A 16,503-nucleotide genomic window follows, 5' to 3' on the forward strand; every position below is an offset into this window, starting at 1 on the left:
CTTCCTGGCCAGCTAACTCGGCCACCGTCAGGCTGTGAGGTGGGGCCATCTTCTGGAGAATGGCTTCCTTACGTTCCGGTGAGTAATGGGGCATGGTTGTCCTCTGAAATGATCAGGCGACAACTACGCTGACACATAGGGCCAGCCCCGGGCTACTAATTGATCTGGTCCCCGTGGTGCATGGCTAGCAAAGGCTCTGCCTCTATGCGTTTCTGGCGGGAATCAAGACCCAATGAGATCCTTCCCGCTGACTTCGTTAGCACGCAGGTTGTCCGCTTCCGGTCAACCAAAACCGGACAGAATTTGGCAGGTTGTTTATAACTTAGTGACTGCGTAAAGTGCGAAATGTAGGGCATGGGGTAGCAGTCACATTGGCAGGTTTCGGACAACGGTAACCAGACAGTCTTGCATCCCGAGTCGGCGTAAATCGTGCAACTAACGGTTTAAAAAGGGATTTTTAAAGAGTCCTTTCAACCCCTAACTGCCTGAACCACATCAGGTTAGCTCGATTAACCCCGTCCTAAAACACCTTGGTACAGCACCCTCCTGAGGAGGTCTCAGGTTCGAATCCTGACGGGAGGGCCATTAACTTGGCAAACCAAAAAGTTACCATCAAGATAACCCCCTCACCTGTGATCATTCGCACCTGAGCAATCCGAAAACCTCCGATTCGATCAGTGACCTTTGCACGGCTTTCAGCTAATTATCTTTGTGGCACAGCCGTTCTACGATCGTTGAGCAAACAAATTCGCTTGATAAGCTTAACTTTGGTCGCAAAGCGGACATTAAGGTTGCCGCTGAGGGTAAGCCGAAAAAATGAATCGGATCCCATAGAGAAATCCGGGAACATGAATGCGCGGCAAACTGTACAAAAGTTAGTCAGTTCCGGGACGCGACGATCAGGTGTAATTTTAGTGGTGGCGTAAAGTACTGGCCCACAAACTCGTTAGCAAGGAAAGGAGCTTGTTATGAAAGCACTTACCTGGCATGGCACGCATGACGTACGCGTCGAAAACGTCGCTGACCCTGAAATCCAGGAATCACGCGACGCCATCATCAAAATCACAGCCACCGCCATTTGCGGCTCAGACCTCCATCTGTACAACGGCTTGATGGGCGGTATGCAAGAGGGGGATGTGCTCGGCCACGAATTCATGGGCGAGGTCGTGGAAACCGGCGGCGAGGTACCTAATCTCAACAAGGGTGATCGCGTGGTCGTGCCCTTCACCATTGCATGCGGCAGCTGTTTTTTCTGCCACCAAAACCTGTACTCGCTGTGCGATAACTCCAATCCCAACGCGGATATGGCTGCCGAAACGATGGGCCATTCCCCCTCCGCCTTATTCGGCTATTCGCACATGCTCGGAGGGATCCCCGGCGGCCAGGCCGAGTACGTGCGTGTGCCCTACGCTGACGTCGGCCCGCTCAAGGTCGAATCCGACTACTCCGACGAACAACTACTGTTCTTGTCGGACATCTACCCGACTGGCTATATGAGCGCAATCAACGCCGACATCGTCCCCGGCGACACCGTGGCTGTCTGGGGCTGTGGGCCGGTAGCGCAGTTCGCTATTCGCAGCGCCTGGATGCTGGGCGCCGGTCGGGTAGTCGCCATCGACCGCGTGCCCGAGCGTCTGAAGTTGGCGGAAGAAAAAGGCGGCGCCGAAGTTATCAACTTCGAAAAAGAGAATGTCTATGAAAAACTGTTAGAGATGACCAAGGGTTACGGGCCGGATCGTTGTATTGATGCAGTGGGTGCAGAAGCACACGGCGCCGGCGACCCAGAGGCCGAACGGCGTGATCCGGATTCAGGCGAGGCCAATCATCCACTTGCCATAAATGAAATGATCCGTTGCTGCCGCAAGGGCGGGCATTTGTCTCTCCCCGGCGTCTACACCGCTCCCGTGGACGGGTTCATGCTCAACGCACTAATGAATAAAAGTCTGTCGGTTAAAAGCGGCCAAACCCATATGCAGCAATACATGCCACCGCTGCTCCAGACAATTGAACAGGGCTTGATAGACCCGTCATTCATTATTACCCACCGAGAAAAGCTGGCAGACGCAGCGGGTGCATACGAGCGGTTCAACACCAAGTCCGATGGCTGCATTAAAGTGGTTATGACGCCGTGATGCCACAACGACAACTGTCGAAGACGACGCGCGGTCGTGTTAACGCCATTGCCCTTCTGCCTCTCATAATGTTTTTGGGCGGATGCACAGGCTCGGAGACGTCCGAGCCTGATATTGAACCTGCAGGGCAGGAGGAATCCACCAAGACCGACGTGCTTGAAGCCGGAGCGTCATTGCTACAAGCAAACGATCCGCTTGAGCCAATGGAGGTTTATCTCGTGGGCTTTCATCCGATGAAGGACGACCCCTCCCGTCAGATGGAAGCCCACCATTTCTGCAATCAGGTTAATGAAGATTTCGCACAGTGTGTGCTTTTCGACGGCAACACAAAGAACGCTAACCTGAATGGGATCGAGTACATAATTTCCGAGCAGTTATTTGGACAGCTGCCCGAAGACGAGAAGCAGTATTGGCATCCCCATAATGGAGAGATTCTCTCTGGCCAACTCGTAGCCCCTGGCCTCCCCGAAAAAGCAGACCATGAGCTCATGAAGAGCAAGATGAACAGCTATGGAAAGACGTGGCATACATGGGATACGGCGCCGACCGGATCAAAACATTCAATTCCTTTAGGCAAGCCGCGACTGGCCTGGTCGTTCAATCGTTTTGGGGAAGCACAGGAGCAACTCGTCGAAGAACGTGATCAACGTATGAACATTAATACCGAAGAGCGTCGTAAAGGGCGGGAAGACCTCATACCGCTTGCGAAACCTCAGTCTGGCGTGGACAGTCTTAAGGGCAGGTTCGAAGGCCCTACCGAGCCTATCCCTGGCGTTGAAGATAAGAACCCTGCCCCACCTGATTCTCACTCCGGCTCAAGGGGCAGCTGACGCTTGTGCCCGGTACGTCGGTAGCCATTCACGATCGTATCGAAAACGCACTCGGAGACCTCCCGGTTCGCCAGGAAGGTGTCAATCTCCTGGTACGTGACACCAAGCACCTCATGGTCGGGCTTCTGCGGTTCAAGCGACTCGAGATCGGCGGTGGGCAGCTTGTTCACCAGCCATTCCGGTGCGCCAAGCTGCTGGCCCAGTAAGCGCACCTGGCTCTTGTTCAAGCCGGTGAGTGGGGCAACATCGCAGGCACCGTCTCCATACTTGGTGAAGAAGCCCATCAGCGCCTCGGCAGCCTGGTCGGCGCCAACCACCAGACCACTGAGCGTCCCGGCCACGGCATACTGGGCCAACATCCGCTGGCGTGCCTTGATGTTCCCCAACACGAAGTCGCGCTGGCTGGCGTCCTCGAACGACAGCCCGCCGCTTTCCAGCGAGTCCAATAACGCATCACTGCCACTTTTGATGTTCACATCATGCACTTCGTCAGGCTGGATAAACCGCAGCGCCCTGTCGGCATCGTCGGCGTCCTTCTGCTCGCCATAGGGCAGACGCATGGCCACAAAGCGGGCCTGTTCGCCCTGATCACGCAGCTGGTTCACTGCCAGTTGTGCCAGGCGTCCCGCCACTGTGGAGTCGATACCGCCGCTGACGCCAAGCACCAGCGTTTTTTGACCGCTTTCCTGCATGGCCCGGCACAGGAAGTCACGGCGCCGCTCAATTTCGTGCTGGACATCGATTTCCGGCCGGACTTGCAGCTGCGCCACGATGGCGCGCTGAATTGCATGTCGCCGGTATCCCGTATCTGCTTTCGCTCGGGCTTCAAGACACAGGCGATGATAGTGGGGCAGGCGTTCCAGCGCATAGTGGGCGGCAGCCAGTCGTACTTCATTGCGTTTGCCCTCGAAGCGGCGAGTCTCGCAGTAAAGGTGATATTCGCCTTCGTGGCGAAACGCCCACGCGAAACAGACGGTTCCGATGGGTGTATCATCATCGCCGGGGTTGGGGCCGGCGATGCCAGTGTTAGCCAGGGCCACGTCGGCACCGTTGTTCTCCAGCGCCCCGCACGCCATCTCACCACATACTGCCTCGCTGGTCAGGCCGTAACGTTCAATGGTGTCATAGCGAACACCAAGATAGCGATGCTTGGATTGAGGCGAATAGACCCCGAGGCCAGAATCGATACTCCGGCCGCTGCCTGGCACCCGGGCCAATTCGGAGAAGATGAGACCTGCGGTGCAGGATTCGGCGGTCGCAAGTCTCAGTTCATTGTCGACCAGATAATCCGTGATGCGTTTCAGCAGTTCCATTTTTCATTCCCTTGTGCCGACTGTTCCTTATGGCGCTTCCCAGTAAATCATCCCTGAGGTTTTCCCGAGGATGTTTGCGGATATGTAACTGTCACAGGGCTTGTTCGCAAGCCCATAGGACACATGCAAAGGCAGAAGATGCTCTTCCCTAGGATGGCAGAAACGGGCATAGGGCGCGCGCTCCCAGTGAGCCAGACGCTCAGCCCGCTCTGTTTCCTGCAGACTGGCATCAGCACAGGTTGCTTCCAGCCAGTCCTCAAACGCCTGGTTACGCGCCTGAATCTCCGGCGTCTGTGCCCAGAAAAACGCCCGCATGTTATGGAACGAGAACCCCGAGCCGATCACCAGCAGATTGTCGTAGTCCAGTGCCTGCAAAGCACGACCAATCGCCAGGTGGGTGTCGGCATCCAGGCTGTCCACAAGGGATAGCTGCACGCACGGGATATCTGCCTCCGGATACATCAGCTTGAGCGGCACGAACAGCCCATGATCAAAGCCCCTTTGATCATCAAGCCGCGCCGGGATGCCATGCTCATCCAGTACCTGACAGACCTGGTCAGCCAACCCCGGCTCACCCGGGCAGGGATACTCTATAGTGTAGGCCTCCGGCGGAAAGCCATAGTAATCGTAGATGAGCTGCGGATTGGCGCCCGAGGTGACCGTAGGTACAGACTCCTCCCAGTGGGCACTGATAACCAGTATCGCCGACGGCTTCTGAAGCTTCCCGGCAAGTTCTGTTAGCCGGTCTACCATTTCCCGGTGCCCTGGATCCCCCAACAGCGGCATTGGGCCGCCGCCATGGGAAATGAACAACACATTGATGTCAGCTTTCATGGCGGTTGCTCCTGTGATCAGAGTTCGCCCGGCCCTGCCGGCACAATACCGGTCGGGTTCAGTGCCTTGATGGAGTAATACCCGGCCTTGATGTGATCAAGGTCGACCGTATTAGCAATGCCGTCAAGCGCCAGAATCCTGTGCATGTAGGCGTGCAGCCGGGGCATGGCTCGCAGGGTATTGCGGTTACACTTGAACAGACCGTGGTAGGCAGCGTCAAAGCGCACCAGGGTCACGAACAGACGTATGTCGGTCTCCGTCAGTTGATCACCGAACAGGTACGTGCGCCCATCTGCCAGGCGTGAGTCCATTTCATCCAGGGCGGCAAACACCTTGGTGTAGGCTTCATTATAGGCCTCCTGGCTGGAAGCAAAGCCGGCCTGATATACGCCGTTGTTCAGGTTCGTGTACAGATAATCGTTGAGCCTGTCGATATCCCCTGCCAACTCTTCCGGATACAGGTCCGGGCCTTCATTCACAATCTCGGCGAACGCACTGTTCAGCATCCGCAGGATCTCTGCGGACTCGTTATTCACGATGGTGCCCGTGTGGTTGTCCCAGAGCACCGGCACGGTGGCGCGACCGGAGATTTGTGGATCGGCACGGGTATAAAGCTCGTGCATATAGCGCGCACCGTTGAGTGTATCCTCCTCCGCGCCGGGGTAGCCGCCAAACTGCCAGCCCTGACCTGTGAGCCGGGGGTTGACGACGGTAACACCAATCACATCATTGAGCCCTTTCAGTTCCCGGGCCATCAGCGCCCGCGATGCCCAGGGGCAGATGTACGCCACGTACAGGTGATACCGACCCTTCTCCGCCTTGAAGCCCCCCCTCCCGGTGGACCCGGGCGTACCATCCGGTGTGATCCAGTTGCGAAACGGAGAGGTCTGGCGGATAAACCGCCCCTCCTCGTCCTGCGCCTGTACCGGCTGCCAGTTCTCTTTCCATATACCGTTTACCAGCATGATTCAGACTCCTTTGTGCAGCATCTTATCCAGCGACAAGCGGCCCGCGCCCTGAATCGCCAACGCCAGCGAGACCACAAACAAGGTCAGGGCATACTCGTAACCGTTGTTGGACATGAACAGCCCGTTACCTATATGAACAGAGAAAATAGCCACCAGCATGGTAAAGGCTGTAACCAGGGCCGCAGGCCGTGTCAGCAGGCCAAGAACCAGTGCCAGACCGCCAAAGAACTCGGCACCGCCGGCCAGCAGTGCCATCAGGTAGCCCGGTTCCAGGCCAATGCTCGCCAGCCAGTTCGCCGTGCCTTCGAGGCCGTAGCCGCCGAACCAGCCGAAGAGTTTCTGTGCGCCGTGAGCTGCCAGAATCAGCCCGACCGGCACCCGAAGAATCAGGGCGGCAAAACCACCGGTGGATTGGAACAGCGCCTGTGTAATTTTTGAGTTCATGATAATCACCTCGAATCTTCCTCGTTTGGGTTTGTCCCGAAGCTTGTGCCTCAGGTGATGGACCCACTGTACTATCACCAAATCGGTAGACTAAGATGGCTATTGTTGTTTTATTATCAACAAATCATTGATAGAAGTGCTGAACTACAGGACGCCCCAATGGACCGCATCGATGCCATGCGCGCTTTCGTGACAGTGGTGAACGAAGGTACTTTTACCCGTGCCGCGGACCGGCTCGGCCTGTCGCCGCAACTGGTCAGCAAATACGTTTCGCAACTGGAACAACACCTGGCCGTACGCCTGCTCAACCGCACCACCCGAAGAATCCACCTGACCGAAGCGGGCACCCGCTATCATCAGCGTGCCCAGCAGGTGCTCAACGATATTGACGATATGGAGAGCCAGCTCGACGATCTGCAAGCCCAGGCCCAGGGTCTGCTACGGATAAGCGCCCCTGTCTCTTTTGCCATACGACACATGGCGCCCTTGCTGAGTGAATTCCAGCGAGCTCACCCCGCCGTGGGAATTGATCTGCAGCTGAACGACCGGAAAGTGGATATCGTGGAAGAGGGGTTCGATATTGCACTACGGATCGGTCACCTTAAAAGCTCCTCCCTGATTGCCAAACGGCTCGCCCCGGTGAGACTGGTTCTTTGCGCATCGCCGGCCTACCTTGAACAACACGGCACGCCGGAACGCCCCGAAGATCTCCTTAACCATCGCTACCTGCGCTACAGCTACATGGATATGGACGCCGGTCCCGCGGTCCATAAGTGGCTGCAGGGGAGTGGCCGCGACAACACCAAGGAGATGATCAGCAACAATGGTGACGTTCTGATAGAAGCGGCAATTGCCGGAGCCGGCATAGTCTTACAGCCCACATTCATTACAGGCGCGGCGATCAGGGAAGGAAAACTGCAGGTCCTCCTGCCTGAACATGAGCCAGAGCCCATGGGACTCTATGCGGTATATGCACACCGGCAGCTGTTGGCCAGCAAGGTTCGCGGCTTCATCGACTTTATTGACGGTTTTTTTGGAGAACCGCCATACTGGGACCGGTTTGGACAATGAATGTCGGGGGTTTAGCCGTAGCGGATCTGGCAAGCTACCAGCCCCTTCACGGCGACCCTGAAAAATTCATTTGAGAGTGTAATAACAGTTCAATTGAACTATAAAGAAAGGGCTCAATACGGAAAATCGCTACCCTGACAATGTACAAAAAAGGAAGGATGCCAATGAAACCTGTCAGAAAATTTCCTGTAAATTCCGCGCGGCAGTGGATAGCACTATCGCTACTCCCGGTTCTGGCCCTGGGCACGGGCAGCGCCCTGGCTGACTGTGAAAGGGGCGCTCTGGACGCCATGTATTGTGATGAAAATGGCGACCTCGTTGCTGATCTTCCGGACGACAAGTCGGAGTGGGTCAATCCGGACACCCTGATTTTTGCCTACACACCGGTAGAAGACCCCGCGATCTATTCGGATATCTGGCAGCCCTTTATCGACCACCTTGAAGACGTCACCGGCCGGGACGTTCGCTTTTTCGCTGTTCAGTCCAACGCCGCCCAGGTAGAAGCCATGCGTAGCGGCCGCCTGCACGTTGCGGGTTTTTCCACCGGCCCCACGCCGTTTGCGGTTAATCTCGCAGGAGCGGTCCCCTTCGCCTTGATGGGCTCGGATGAAGGGCAGTTCGGCTACACGCTGCAGGTCTATACCCAGCAGGATTCAGACATCAAGGAATTACCAGACCTGAAAGGCAAGCGCGTGGCTCACACCTCGCCGACGTCCAACTCGGGCAACCAGGCACCCAGGGCGCTCTTCCCGGAAATGGGTGTGGTGCCGGGGGAGGATTACGACGTGATTTATTCCGGCAGCCATGACCAGTCCATGCTCGGGGTTGTCGCCGGCGACTACGACGCCGCACCCGTGGCCTCTGAGGTGGTTGAACGCATGGCAGACCGGGGCCTATACGACGAAGAGGATGTGAGAATTGTCTGGGAGTCCGATCGCTTCCCAACCACGTCCTACAATTACGCCTACAACCTGCATCCTGACCTGGTCGAAAAAATCAAGGAAGCCTTTTATTCCTTCAAATTCGCAGGAACAGAACTCGGCGAGGAATTCGATGGCGTAGAGACGTTTATTCCCATCGATTACAAACAGCATTGGAAAGTTATCCGGGCTATCCAGTCTGCCAACGGCGTGCAGTACACCCCGGACAATCTGCAGTAACGTCGACGTTCTGCCGGTGCAGCCATGGCTGCACCGGCAGGCATTCCGTTCATTTCCGCAGGTGCAAAACGCCCATGCTTGAGATTTCCAACCTGGTTAAACGTTACGGTAGCGACGATCCGGTATTGAAAGGGCTGGATCTGGTCGTAGAAGGCAATACCGTGGTGTCCGTCGTCGGGGCATCCGGTGCCGGCAAGAGTACAATGCTGCGGTGCATCAATCGTCTGGTAGAGCCCTCCTCCGGCTCCATCCAGCTGAACGGCCGGGAACTGGTCAACCTCCGGGGGGCCAACCTGCGGCATGCCCGCCGGAAAATCGGCATGGTGTTCCAGGGGTTTAACCTGATCGACCGGCTGACAGTAATGGAAAATGTGCTGGCGGGCCGTCTTGGCTATGTATCTTTTTACCAGGCCCTGACCCGAAAATTTCCCCAGACCGACATAGATCGCGCGTTCCATCTGATGGACCGTGTTGGCATTGCCCACTACGCCGACAAGAGGGCCGATGAACTCTCCGGCGGCGAACGCCAGCGCGTAGGCGTTATCCGGGCTCTGATGCAGGAACCTGAGATCTTGCTCGCCGATGAACCAACCGCCTCCCTTGATCTCAAAACATCCGAACAGATCATGGTGCTGTTACAGAGCCTCGCCAGTGAGCTCTCCCTGCCGGTTCTGATCAACATTCACAACGTCTCCCAGGCCAGAACCTACACCGACCGGATTGTTGGGCTGCGCAACGGTCAGATGATTTTTGACGGCACTCCTGGCGAGTTCAATCAGGAGGCGCTCGATGCCATCTACGGAGGCATAGAGGCGCCCGATGAAACCGGAGGCGAGGAGCAGCCGACGGCTGAGGCGCGAACAACATGAGTGAAGCAAGATCTGGCTCTGGCCCGCTTGCCGGGCAGACATGGAGAAAGCCGCCTTTCATCGCCAGCCCCTGGCTCAGATACGGCCTGCTGATCGCGGTGGGGGTTTATTTCTACTGGACGTTCAACACGCTGCCATTCAACTGGGAACGGATCGCCGAGGGCCTGCCGAGGGCCGCCCGTATATTCGGAGGGGCCTTTCCTCCCAGCTTTGAGCGGAGCGACTTGATGTGGACCGGCTTCAAGGAGAGCTTCCAGATAGCCTTCCTGGCCACCCTGCTTGGCGTTTTTCTGTCCATCCCCATAGCCCTGATGGCGGCAAAAAACCTTGCGCCCCTACCGATATACCTTCTTGGGCGCGGCATCATCATTCTCTCCCGCAGCTTCCATCCGGTGATCGTCGCCATCCTGTTCGTGGCAGCGGTCGGGTTTGGGCCACTTGCCGGCATTCTGACGCTGACGCTCTACTCCATCGGTTTCGTTGCCAAACTCCTTGCTGAAAAGGTGGAGGAAATCGACTGGGGGCAGATGGAAGCCATGCGGGCGGCGGGCGCTGGCTTTTTCAAGACCCTGATTTATGCGGTCTTTCCCCAGATCCTGCCACGCCAGATCGGTCTTTCCATGTACCAGCTGGACAGCAACCTGCGGGCCTCGGCCGTTGTCGGTATTGTCGGCGCAGGGGGCATTGGCTCCACCCTGATGAACGCCTTCGGGCGCTACGATTACGACTTCGCCTTTGCAATCCTGATTCTCATCGTCGGTGTGATTCTTGTCAGTGAAGGGATCAGCGGATGGGTGAGGAAGAAAATATGGTAGAGCAGACAGCAGAACTTAGCGGTCGCCCATGGACCCGGTACAGCAGAAAGGAGCGCTGGCTCCGCTTCACGATCTATTTTTTCACTCTCTTTGCAGTGGTCTGGGCCATCAGGGACATTGATATTTTCTGGCCCTGGGTGTGGGATGCCCCTACCCAGATCCAGAACCTGGGAAGCCGCATGTGGCCCCCTGAGTTTGAGGCTTGGTCGGCGATCCTCAATGCCATGCTGGAAACCGTGCACATAGCCACGCTATCCACCATGCTCACCATCTTCATCGCGCTCCCCGTGTCCTACATAGCGGCCCAGAACACCACACCCAATCGGCTGACCCTCTGGATCGGCCGGTTTATTCTTGTGTCCAGCCGCTCCGTGAACACCATTATCTGGGCATTACTGTTCGTGGCCATCTTCGGCCCGGGCGTGCTTGCGGGCATCCTGGCAGTAATGTTCCGGTCCGTGGGATTTATCGGCAAACTCATGGGTGAAGCCATTGAGGAAATCGACCGACGACCCGTGGAATCCATGGAAGCCACCGGAGCCTCACGGATGAAAGTCGTCCTGTTCGGGATTGTGCCCCAGGTGATGCCGGCGTTCTTTGCCATCGTCATCCTGCGATGGGACATCAACATCCGCGAGTCCACCGTGCTGGGGCTGGTCGGAGCCGGTGGTATCGGCGTTCTTCTCCAGGGGTCCATTGATACCTTCGCCTGGCAGACGGTAGCAACCATACTGCTGGCCATCATTGGCCTGGTGCTCCTGGGTGAAGCACTGACGAGCATGCTGCGCAAGAAGGTACTGTAAACCGTGATGTTGATGAGCAAAGCCCATGCATGATTTTGATTTTCAGAATGCCAGATATCTCTTCACGGATGTGGATGACACTCTGACCACCGACGGTCGCTTGCGCCCCGAAACCTACAGTGCCATGTGGCGACTGGCGGATGCCGGTATTACCATAGTCCCGGTAACCGGCGGCTGTGCAGGCTGGTGCGACCAGATCATAAGGACCTGGCCTGTCCAGGCGGTTATTGGCGAAGGTGGCAGCTTTTACTTTTCACGCACTGCAAACGGCTCGGTAGACTGCCGATACTGGGCGGACCGTGAAAGCCATCAGGCCGACCGGCTCGCCATCATCGAGGCCATCGGCTCCCTGAATCCGGCACTGGACCTCGCCCTGTCCAAGGATCACCACTTCCGGCTGGTGGATGTTGCCATCGACTACAATCAGGATTGCCGGCTTTCGGATGGCCAGGTGCGCGAGGTCATGAAGGAACTGGTCAACCGAGGCTTCCGGGTGAAAAAAAGCTCCATTCACATCAATGTCGCCCGGGGAACTTTTGACAAGTGCGCCATGGCCCGGCGCATGGCCGCCGAGCTTTTTAACCTCTCGACCGAACAGCTGAAGGCCCAATCGGTTTTCATCGGTGACGCGCCCAACGATGAAAGCATGTTTGCCTTTTTTCCCCAGAGCGTTGGGGTTGCCAACATTGAGCCGCACCTCGATCACATGAAGTACCGGCCCGCCCATGTCACCAGAAACCGATGCGGAGCGGGGTTTGTCGAGCTTGCGGACCAGTGGCTCGACAGCATTGCTCTTGCGACAGCAGTCAGCCGGGACTGAGCTTCATAAAATGAAACTCACGAAACGGCAGACGCTGATTCTAGAACAGGTGCGACGCGACAACCATGTCGAGGTAGAGAACATCGCTCGCCAGTTCCGGGTAACGACACAGACCATCCGCAAGGACATAAACCGGCTCTGTGAACTGGGGCTTCTGAGAAGGCGCTACGGGGGTGTAAGCCTGCCATCTTCCATGACCAATGTGTCGGTCATGTCCCGCCGGGCGCTGAACCAGTTTGCCAAACAGGCCATGGCGGCAAGACTTGCAGGGCACATTCCCGAAAACTCGTCGGTTTTCCTCGGCGTCGGCAGCAGTATGGAATTCGTGGCGCGGGAACTTTCGGCCCACACCAGCCTGCAGGTGCTTACCAACAATCTGGGCGTTGTCTCTGCCCTGAGCGGCAACCCTGGTATTGAGGTTATCGTTTCCCGGGGCAGCCTGCGGCACTACGACCTGGATCTGGTGGGCCACCAGACTGTCGCGTTTTTTAACGATTTCCGGGCGGATTTCGGGGTGATTGGAACAGGAAGCCTGGATTCCGCCGACGGGCTGATGGATTTCGACCCGCGGGAGGCAGAAATAAGCCAGGCGATTCTGGCCAATTCAAGGCAGAGGATTCTGGTGGCTGATCACAGTAAATGGGAGCGCACGGCGTCCGTAAAAGTAGTCCCCTTCTCCGGCATTGATCTTTTCATTACGGATTCCATACCGGATGACAAGCGCCGCGCACTTCCAGCCTCGCTGAAGGTCATTCGAACTCAGGACGACTAAGCCGGAACGCCCCGCCGCGCCTGGGACACTATAGATCTGCAGGATCTTCTGACTCCGCCCCGCTTCCTCGCAACCAGGCCGCCCGAAAGGTTTCCGTAGCCACCCCCGCCAGCAACCCGAAAAACGGGTCGGCCCACACAGTAACCAGCGCTGTTATTGCGATAACCGGCCAGCAGGATGGTTTCGCTGTCCACAGTCGCCTGGACAAGGCAAGCTCGACGGCCGCAACCAGCAACATGGCCCCAAGACCAGCCGTTGGAATAGCCGCAACAAGGGAAAGGCCACCGGGCATGAAAGCGACCATCAGCAACGCTGTTCCAAGCAGAACCGGAGCGAGGCCGGTCCGGGCACCGAAGCGGTAGTGCGCCGCCACGCCGCCCGCTCCGTGGCACATGGGCAAGGCGCCAAAGGGCACCATAAAGAGATTGGCCAGGCCGGTCGTGACAGACAGCCGGGCCGGCGTAACGCGATGCGCCTGCTCGCCGAAGTAATCCCCGGCCACCAGTGCAGTCAGCACGATGGCATTGGTTAAGGTAAGGGCCAACTGGGGCAACACCAGGGCGGAAACTGCCTGCTGCCAGTCATCCATGGCCGGTAACTCCGGCATTGAGAGTGCGAACGAATCTACCTCGGGGAGCATAAGCCCCGGGGCGCCCAGAGCCACGCCCATTGTTATCGCTGCAACAAGCCCTGCCAGCGCCGCTGGCCAGAGCGGAAACAATTTCAGGGTAAGGACCAGCACCGCCAGGGTGACTGCACCCACCGGCAGGGAGGTGGCCATCAAACCGACACTCATACTGGCCAGCAGCAAGCCCAGCCCCAACTGAAGGCCGCTTAACACCGACCTGGGTATGAGACGGGCTGCCCCATTAATCCATCCGGTTGAGCCCAGTAACAACAGGACCAGCCCGATCAGCACGCCACTGGCAACCAGGCTCTGGGAACTCACCTGGGTAGTCAGCAGCAACGCGGCAACCGCCTTCATGGGCTGTACCGGTATCGGCAGCCGATAATACAGCCCCGTTGCAATATAGAACGCGGCAAAGCCCAGCAGCACCGGTATTGGAGCCAGGCCTGCCAGGCCGATAGCCCCCAGCCCCAGTGGAATCAGGGTACCAATGTCTCCCAACGCACCACCGGCATCCCTGACCAATGCTTTTTGTAGTGAAGGCATGCAGCCTCCTGATAGATTTCTATTTATTGTTGTTGGCGCCGTTCAGGCGTTATACACCACGTTTCCCAGCTCACCAGTATCGTAACCGCCCAGAGCCTCTGCGCGCTGGGTAAACCGCTCACTACCAGCAAACGCCAGCAACCGCTGCATCGCCGGCTCAAAATAATGACGCCGACGCATGGCCAGATCAAAATTTTCCTGCTGCAGAGGAATAAAAGCCAGCCCCTGACGCCGCGCCGCCGCTTCGATGCCCACGCCAACATCCGCCTCACCCTGGCGGATGGCCAGTGCCAGATCATCCTCGCTGAGCGACGGATGATAAGCCCAGGTGAGCTGCCTGGAATCAATGCGATGGCGAGCAAGCAGGCTCTGCAGCAAATGGCTGACACCGGCGTCTGGCTGGCGGTGCGCCAGACGAATGCCGGGGTGGGCAATATCCTCCAGCCGTGCAAGCCCATGAGGGTTATCGGCGGCCAGAAGGAGACCCTGCTGGCGCTTTGCCCAGCGGATAAGCACCAGGTCACGCATCCCGCTCAGCCCCAACGTGGCAGGGTCATTGTATCGACGGCTTTCGGCATGCCAGATATGCATGCCGGCGAGCATTGCACGTCCGTCTAATAGCCTCTGGGCGCCATCGCCGCTGCCCTGGCACAGCAAAGCCAGCTCCGCGCCGCTCTCCTTCACAGCCCACTCCAGCAGCGGGTCCTGGCTGCCCGCCAAAACCGGCGGAATCGGCGAACCGACGGCATCATCTCCTTCCAGATGGTTCATCAGCCACAAATCTATACGCTGGCGCGGAAACAACAGTTTCCCGGTCACCCGCACGCAGGGGATAACGCCCTGGCTGACGAGATCGTAGACCTTGCGCTCCTTCAGGCGCAGATACTCGGCGGCTTCGGCCGTGGTGAGGTAAGCGGGAAGGGGCATTGGTATCTCCTGCCATCAAGACAAGCACAAGGCTGTTTTTGGCTGCATATATTTCAGCAGGCTGTGCAAAGCGTAGTTGGAAACGCCACGATGCTCAATATCAAGGAGACGCAGCTGTGGAAAATAATGCGTTCTATGTGGCGCTATCGCTACTGTTAAGTTTTGACGCCTCGTTGGTTCAGACCGTGGCGCTATCACTACAGGTGTCGCTGCTGGCAGTGCTGATCGCGACGGTGCTGGGGTTTCCCCTGGGAGCGGCAGTGGCACTGTGGCGCTTCCCCGGTCGCGGCGCGATGATTGTCGTGCTCAATGCCCTGATGGGGCTGCCCCCGGTGGTGGCCGGACTTATGGTGTATTTACTGCTCTCCCGCGCCGGGCCGCTGGGTGAATGGGGGTTACTGTTTACCCCGGGAGCCATGGTGGTGGCGCAAGTGGTTCTGGTGCTACCGATCCTGGCCGCCCTGTCGCGCCAGAAAATCGAAGAGCTTCTGGGTGAGTACCACGAGCAGTTTGTATCACTGGGCATGTCACGCACGCGCATGATGCCCACCCTGTTGTGGGATGCCCGCTTTGCGCTATTGACCATTCTGCTTGCCGGTTTTGGCCGCGCCAGCGCCGAGGTGGGCGCGGTAATGATGGTGGGCGGTAACATTGAGGGTGTCACGCGGGTAATGACCACCTCGATTGTGCTGGAAACCGGGAAGGGCAACCTCCCCCTGGCGCTGGGGCTGGGCATTGTACTGCTGGCACTGGTTATGCTGATTAATGCCGGCGCCTATTGGGTGGGCGAAATGACCAAAAGGAGGACCGGATGACCTCGTTCAACCTCTCCCTCCTTGCCTCCTCCGTCCATTTGCCACCCCCAGCGCTGGGCTTTGATGGGGTCAGCTTCAGCCACGAGGACAAGGTACTGCTCGGGCCCTGCTCCTTCACCCTGCAAGGCACCGGCCCCACCCTGGTGATGGGGCCAAACGGTGCAGGCAAAAGCCTTCTGCTGAGACTCGCTCATGGCCTGCTTGCGCCCACCCAGGGTCAGGTAACCTGGTCCAGTGACATTCGCCCCCGCCAGGCTATGGTCTTCCAGCATCCGGTGCTTTTGCGCCGCTCGGCTGTGGCAAATCTCACTCACGCTTTGGCAGTAAATAACGTGCCACGCAAGACACGCGTGAAGCTCGCGCACGATGCGCTTGAGCGTTTTGGCCTCACCGCCTGTAGCAACACGCCGGCGCGGGTACTCTCCGGTGGCGAGCAGCAGCGCCTGGCACTGGCTCGCGCCTGGGTGCTTTCACCCCAGGTGCTGTTTCTGGACGAGCCCACGTCCGCCCTCGATCCGGCAGCGATCAAAGCCGTAGAGGCTGCAGTGCGGGAGTTTCATCAGCGGGGAACCCGCATCGTGATGACTACGCACGATCTGCATCAGGCCAGGCGACTCGCCGGAGATGTTCTGTTTGTCTCGGGCGGAAAAGTTCGCGAACACACCGTCGCTGAAGACTTCTTTAACGCGCCCGTCTCGCGAGAGGCTCAGGCCTATATTGCCGGAGAACTGGTCGAGTAAGTCCGCTCTGAACAAA

The 16,503-nt window shown here is 57.8% G+C and carries 17 protein-coding genes and 1 pseudogene; 11 read left to right on the plus strand and 7 right to left on the minus strand.

Translation table 11 applies throughout. The features are described from left to right. The first annotated feature begins 968 nt into the window (after window positions 1–968). The gene (locus tag ABJM11_RS20160) at window positions 969–2,132 is read left to right on the plus strand and encodes a zinc-dependent alcohol dehydrogenase (RefSeq protein WP_348292306.1); all 1,164 of its coding nucleotides are present in this window, start codon (window positions 969–971) and stop codon (window positions 2,130–2,132) included. Next, window positions 2,132–2,962 (plus strand): OBAP family protein, encoded by an 831-nt coding sequence (locus ABJM11_RS20165; RefSeq protein WP_348292307.1) that lies wholly within the window; start codon window positions 2,132–2,134, stop codon window positions 2,960–2,962. Before ABJM11_RS20160 ends, ABJM11_RS20165 begins: the two co-directional genes overlap by 1 nt. Here the strand turns inward: ABJM11_RS20165 and nadE are convergent. From nadE to ABJM11_RS20190, 5 genes and pseudogenes are all read right to left on the minus strand, one after another. Continuing rightward, window positions 2,938–3,747: an ammonia-dependent NAD(+) synthetase gene (gene nadE, locus ABJM11_RS20170; RefSeq protein WP_348292431.1), complete on the minus strand. Its 810-nt coding sequence runs from the start codon at window positions 3,745–3,747 to the stop codon at window positions 2,938–2,940. The two genes, ABJM11_RS20165 and nadE, sit on opposite strands and share 25 nt — an antisense overlap. Before the next feature lie 75 nt (window positions 3,748–3,822). After that, a pseudogene (locus ABJM11_RS20175) lies at window positions 3,823–4,275 on the minus strand (CinA family protein); the annotation flags it as partial. 27 nt (window positions 4,276–4,302) lie between these two features. Further along, the gene (locus ABJM11_RS20180) at window positions 4,303–5,109 is read right to left on the minus strand and encodes a class III extradiol ring-cleavage dioxygenase (protein WP_348292309.1); all 807 of its coding nucleotides are present in this window, start codon (window positions 5,107–5,109) and stop codon (window positions 4,303–4,305) included. A 17-nt stretch (window positions 5,110–5,126) separates the two neighbouring features. Then, window positions 5,127–6,074, minus strand: a complete 948-nt coding sequence (locus tag ABJM11_RS20185; protein WP_348292311.1) for a glutathione S-transferase family protein — start codon at window positions 6,072–6,074, stop codon at window positions 5,127–5,129. A 3-nt stretch (window positions 6,075–6,077) separates the two neighbouring features. Then, the gene (locus ABJM11_RS20190) at window positions 6,078–6,521 is read right to left on the minus strand and encodes a DoxX family protein (RefSeq protein WP_348292312.1); all 444 of its coding nucleotides are present in this window, start codon (window positions 6,519–6,521) and stop codon (window positions 6,078–6,080) included. Window positions 6,522–6,680: 159 nt separating this feature from the next. Here ABJM11_RS20190 and ABJM11_RS20195 point away from each other — a divergent pair, with 159 nt between their 5' ends. The 7 genes from ABJM11_RS20195 to ABJM11_RS20225 all read left to right on the plus strand — a co-directional run bounded on the left by ABJM11_RS20195 (window position 6,681) and on the right by ABJM11_RS20225 (window position 12,831). Further along, window positions 6,681–7,592 (plus strand): LysR family transcriptional regulator, encoded by a 912-nt coding sequence (locus ABJM11_RS20195; RefSeq protein ID WP_348292313.1) that lies wholly within the window; start codon window positions 6,681–6,683, stop codon window positions 7,590–7,592. 164 nt (window positions 7,593–7,756) lie between these two features. Continuing rightward, window positions 7,757–8,752: a phosphate/phosphite/phosphonate ABC transporter substrate-binding protein gene (phnD, locus tag ABJM11_RS20200; RefSeq protein ID WP_348292315.1), complete on the plus strand. Its 996-nt coding sequence runs from the start codon at window positions 7,757–7,759 to the stop codon at window positions 8,750–8,752. Window positions 8,753–8,826: 74 nt separating this feature from the next. After that, complete coding sequence (gene phnC / locus ABJM11_RS20205) at window positions 8,827–9,621, plus strand: phosphonate ABC transporter ATP-binding protein (protein ID WP_348292316.1); 795 nt, start codon at window positions 8,827–8,829, stop codon at window positions 9,619–9,621. After that, window positions 9,618–10,436 carry a phosphonate ABC transporter, permease protein PhnE gene (gene phnE / locus ABJM11_RS20210; protein ID WP_348292317.1) on the plus strand — a complete coding sequence of 273 codons (819 nt, stop codon included), beginning with the start codon at window positions 9,618–9,620 and terminating at the stop codon, window positions 10,434–10,436. The genes phnC and phnE (ABJM11_RS20210) overlap by 4 nt, the downstream gene beginning before the upstream one ends. Continuing rightward, a complete protein-coding gene (gene phnE, locus ABJM11_RS20215; RefSeq protein ID WP_348426991.1) occupies window positions 10,430–11,239 on the plus strand; it encodes a phosphonate ABC transporter, permease protein PhnE in 810 nt (269 codons plus the stop codon). The genes phnE (ABJM11_RS20210) and phnE (ABJM11_RS20215) overlap by 7 nt, the downstream gene beginning before the upstream one ends. Window positions 11,240–11,264: 25 nt before the next feature. Next, a complete protein-coding gene (locus ABJM11_RS20220; protein ID WP_348292320.1) occupies window positions 11,265–12,059 on the plus strand; it encodes an HAD-IIB family hydrolase in 795 nt (264 codons plus the stop codon). Between the two features lie 10 nt (window positions 12,060–12,069). Next, the gene (locus ABJM11_RS20225; RefSeq protein WP_348292321.1) at window positions 12,070–12,831 is read left to right on the plus strand and encodes a DeoR/GlpR family DNA-binding transcription regulator; all 762 of its coding nucleotides are present in this window, start codon (window positions 12,070–12,072) and stop codon (window positions 12,829–12,831) included. A 28-nt stretch (window positions 12,832–12,859) separates the two neighbouring features. Here the strand turns inward: ABJM11_RS20225 and ABJM11_RS20230 are convergent, their stop codons facing one another. Together ABJM11_RS20230 and ABJM11_RS20235 are read right to left on the minus strand one after the other, a co-directional pair. Continuing rightward, window positions 12,860–14,005 carry a putative sulfate/molybdate transporter gene (locus ABJM11_RS20230; protein WP_348292322.1) on the minus strand — a complete coding sequence of 382 codons (1,146 nt, stop codon included), beginning with the start codon at window positions 14,003–14,005 and terminating at the stop codon, window positions 12,860–12,862. Between the two features lie 42 nt (window positions 14,006–14,047). Continuing rightward, window positions 14,048–14,932: a helix-turn-helix transcriptional regulator gene (locus tag ABJM11_RS20235; protein ID WP_348292323.1), complete on the minus strand. Its 885-nt coding sequence runs from the start codon at window positions 14,930–14,932 to the stop codon at window positions 14,048–14,050. A 116-nt stretch (window positions 14,933–15,048) separates the two neighbouring features. Between ABJM11_RS20235 and ABJM11_RS20240 the strand changes: the two genes are divergently transcribed. Continuing rightward, window positions 15,049–15,747 carry an ABC transporter permease gene (locus tag ABJM11_RS20240; protein ID WP_348292325.1) on the plus strand — a complete coding sequence of 233 codons (699 nt, stop codon included), beginning with the start codon at window positions 15,049–15,051 and terminating at the stop codon, window positions 15,745–15,747. Further along, window positions 15,744–16,487, plus strand: a complete 744-nt coding sequence (locus ABJM11_RS20245; RefSeq protein WP_348292327.1) for an ATP-binding cassette domain-containing protein — start codon at window positions 15,744–15,746, stop codon at window positions 16,485–16,487. The genes ABJM11_RS20240 and ABJM11_RS20245 overlap by 4 nt, the downstream gene beginning before the upstream one ends. Window positions 16,488–16,503 lie beyond the last annotated feature (16 nt).

This window comes from Marinobacter sp. (assembly GCF_039977835.1).
Taxonomy (GTDB): Bacteria; Pseudomonadota; Gammaproteobacteria; order Pseudomonadales; family Oleiphilaceae; genus Marinobacter.

What these genes read in the sequence shown, in the direction of transcription:
- ABJM11_RS20160 (WP_348292306.1), top strand. Translation starts at nt 969, where the DNA reads ATGAAAGCACTTACCTGGCATGGCACGCATGACGTACGCGTCGAAAAC.
- ABJM11_RS20165 (WP_348292307.1), top strand. Translation starts at nt 2,132, where the DNA reads ATGCCACAACGACAACTGTCGAAGACGACGCGCGGTCGTGTTAACGCC.
- ABJM11_RS20180 (WP_348292309.1), bottom strand. Translation starts at nt 5,109, where the DNA reads ATGAAAGCTGACATCAATGTGTTGTTCATTTCCCATGGCGGCGGCCCA.
- ABJM11_RS20185 (WP_348292311.1), bottom strand. Translation starts at nt 6,074, where the DNA reads ATGCTGGTAAACGGTATATGGAAAGAGAACTGGCAGCCGGTACAGGCG.
- ABJM11_RS20190 (WP_348292312.1), bottom strand. Translation starts at nt 6,521, where the DNA reads ATGAACTCAAAAATTACACAGGCGCTGTTCCAATCCACCGGTGGTTTT.
- ABJM11_RS20195 (WP_348292313.1), top strand. Translation starts at nt 6,681, where the DNA reads ATGGACCGCATCGATGCCATGCGCGCTTTCGTGACAGTGGTGAACGAA.
- phnD (WP_348292315.1), top strand. Translation starts at nt 7,757, where the DNA reads ATGAAACCTGTCAGAAAATTTCCTGTAAATTCCGCGCGGCAGTGGATA.
- phnC (WP_348292316.1), top strand. Translation starts at nt 8,827, where the DNA reads ATGCTTGAGATTTCCAACCTGGTTAAACGTTACGGTAGCGACGATCCG.
- phnE (WP_348292317.1), top strand. Translation starts at nt 9,618, where the DNA reads ATGAGTGAAGCAAGATCTGGCTCTGGCCCGCTTGCCGGGCAGACATGG.
- phnE (WP_348426991.1), top strand. Translation starts at nt 10,430, where the DNA reads ATGGTAGAGCAGACAGCAGAACTTAGCGGTCGCCCATGGACCCGGTAC.
- ABJM11_RS20220 (WP_348292320.1), top strand. Translation starts at nt 11,265, where the DNA reads ATGCATGATTTTGATTTTCAGAATGCCAGATATCTCTTCACGGATGTG.
- ABJM11_RS20225 (WP_348292321.1), top strand. Translation starts at nt 12,070, where the DNA reads ATGAAACTCACGAAACGGCAGACGCTGATTCTAGAACAGGTGCGACGC.
- ABJM11_RS20230 (WP_348292322.1), bottom strand. Translation starts at nt 14,005, where the DNA reads ATGCCTTCACTACAAAAAGCATTGGTCAGGGATGCCGGTGGTGCGTTG.
- ABJM11_RS20235 (WP_348292323.1), bottom strand. Translation starts at nt 14,932, where the DNA reads ATGCCCCTTCCCGCTTACCTCACCACGGCCGAAGCCGCCGAGTATCTG.
- ABJM11_RS20245 (WP_348292327.1), top strand. Translation starts at nt 15,744, where the DNA reads ATGACCTCGTTCAACCTCTCCCTCCTTGCCTCCTCCGTCCATTTGCCA.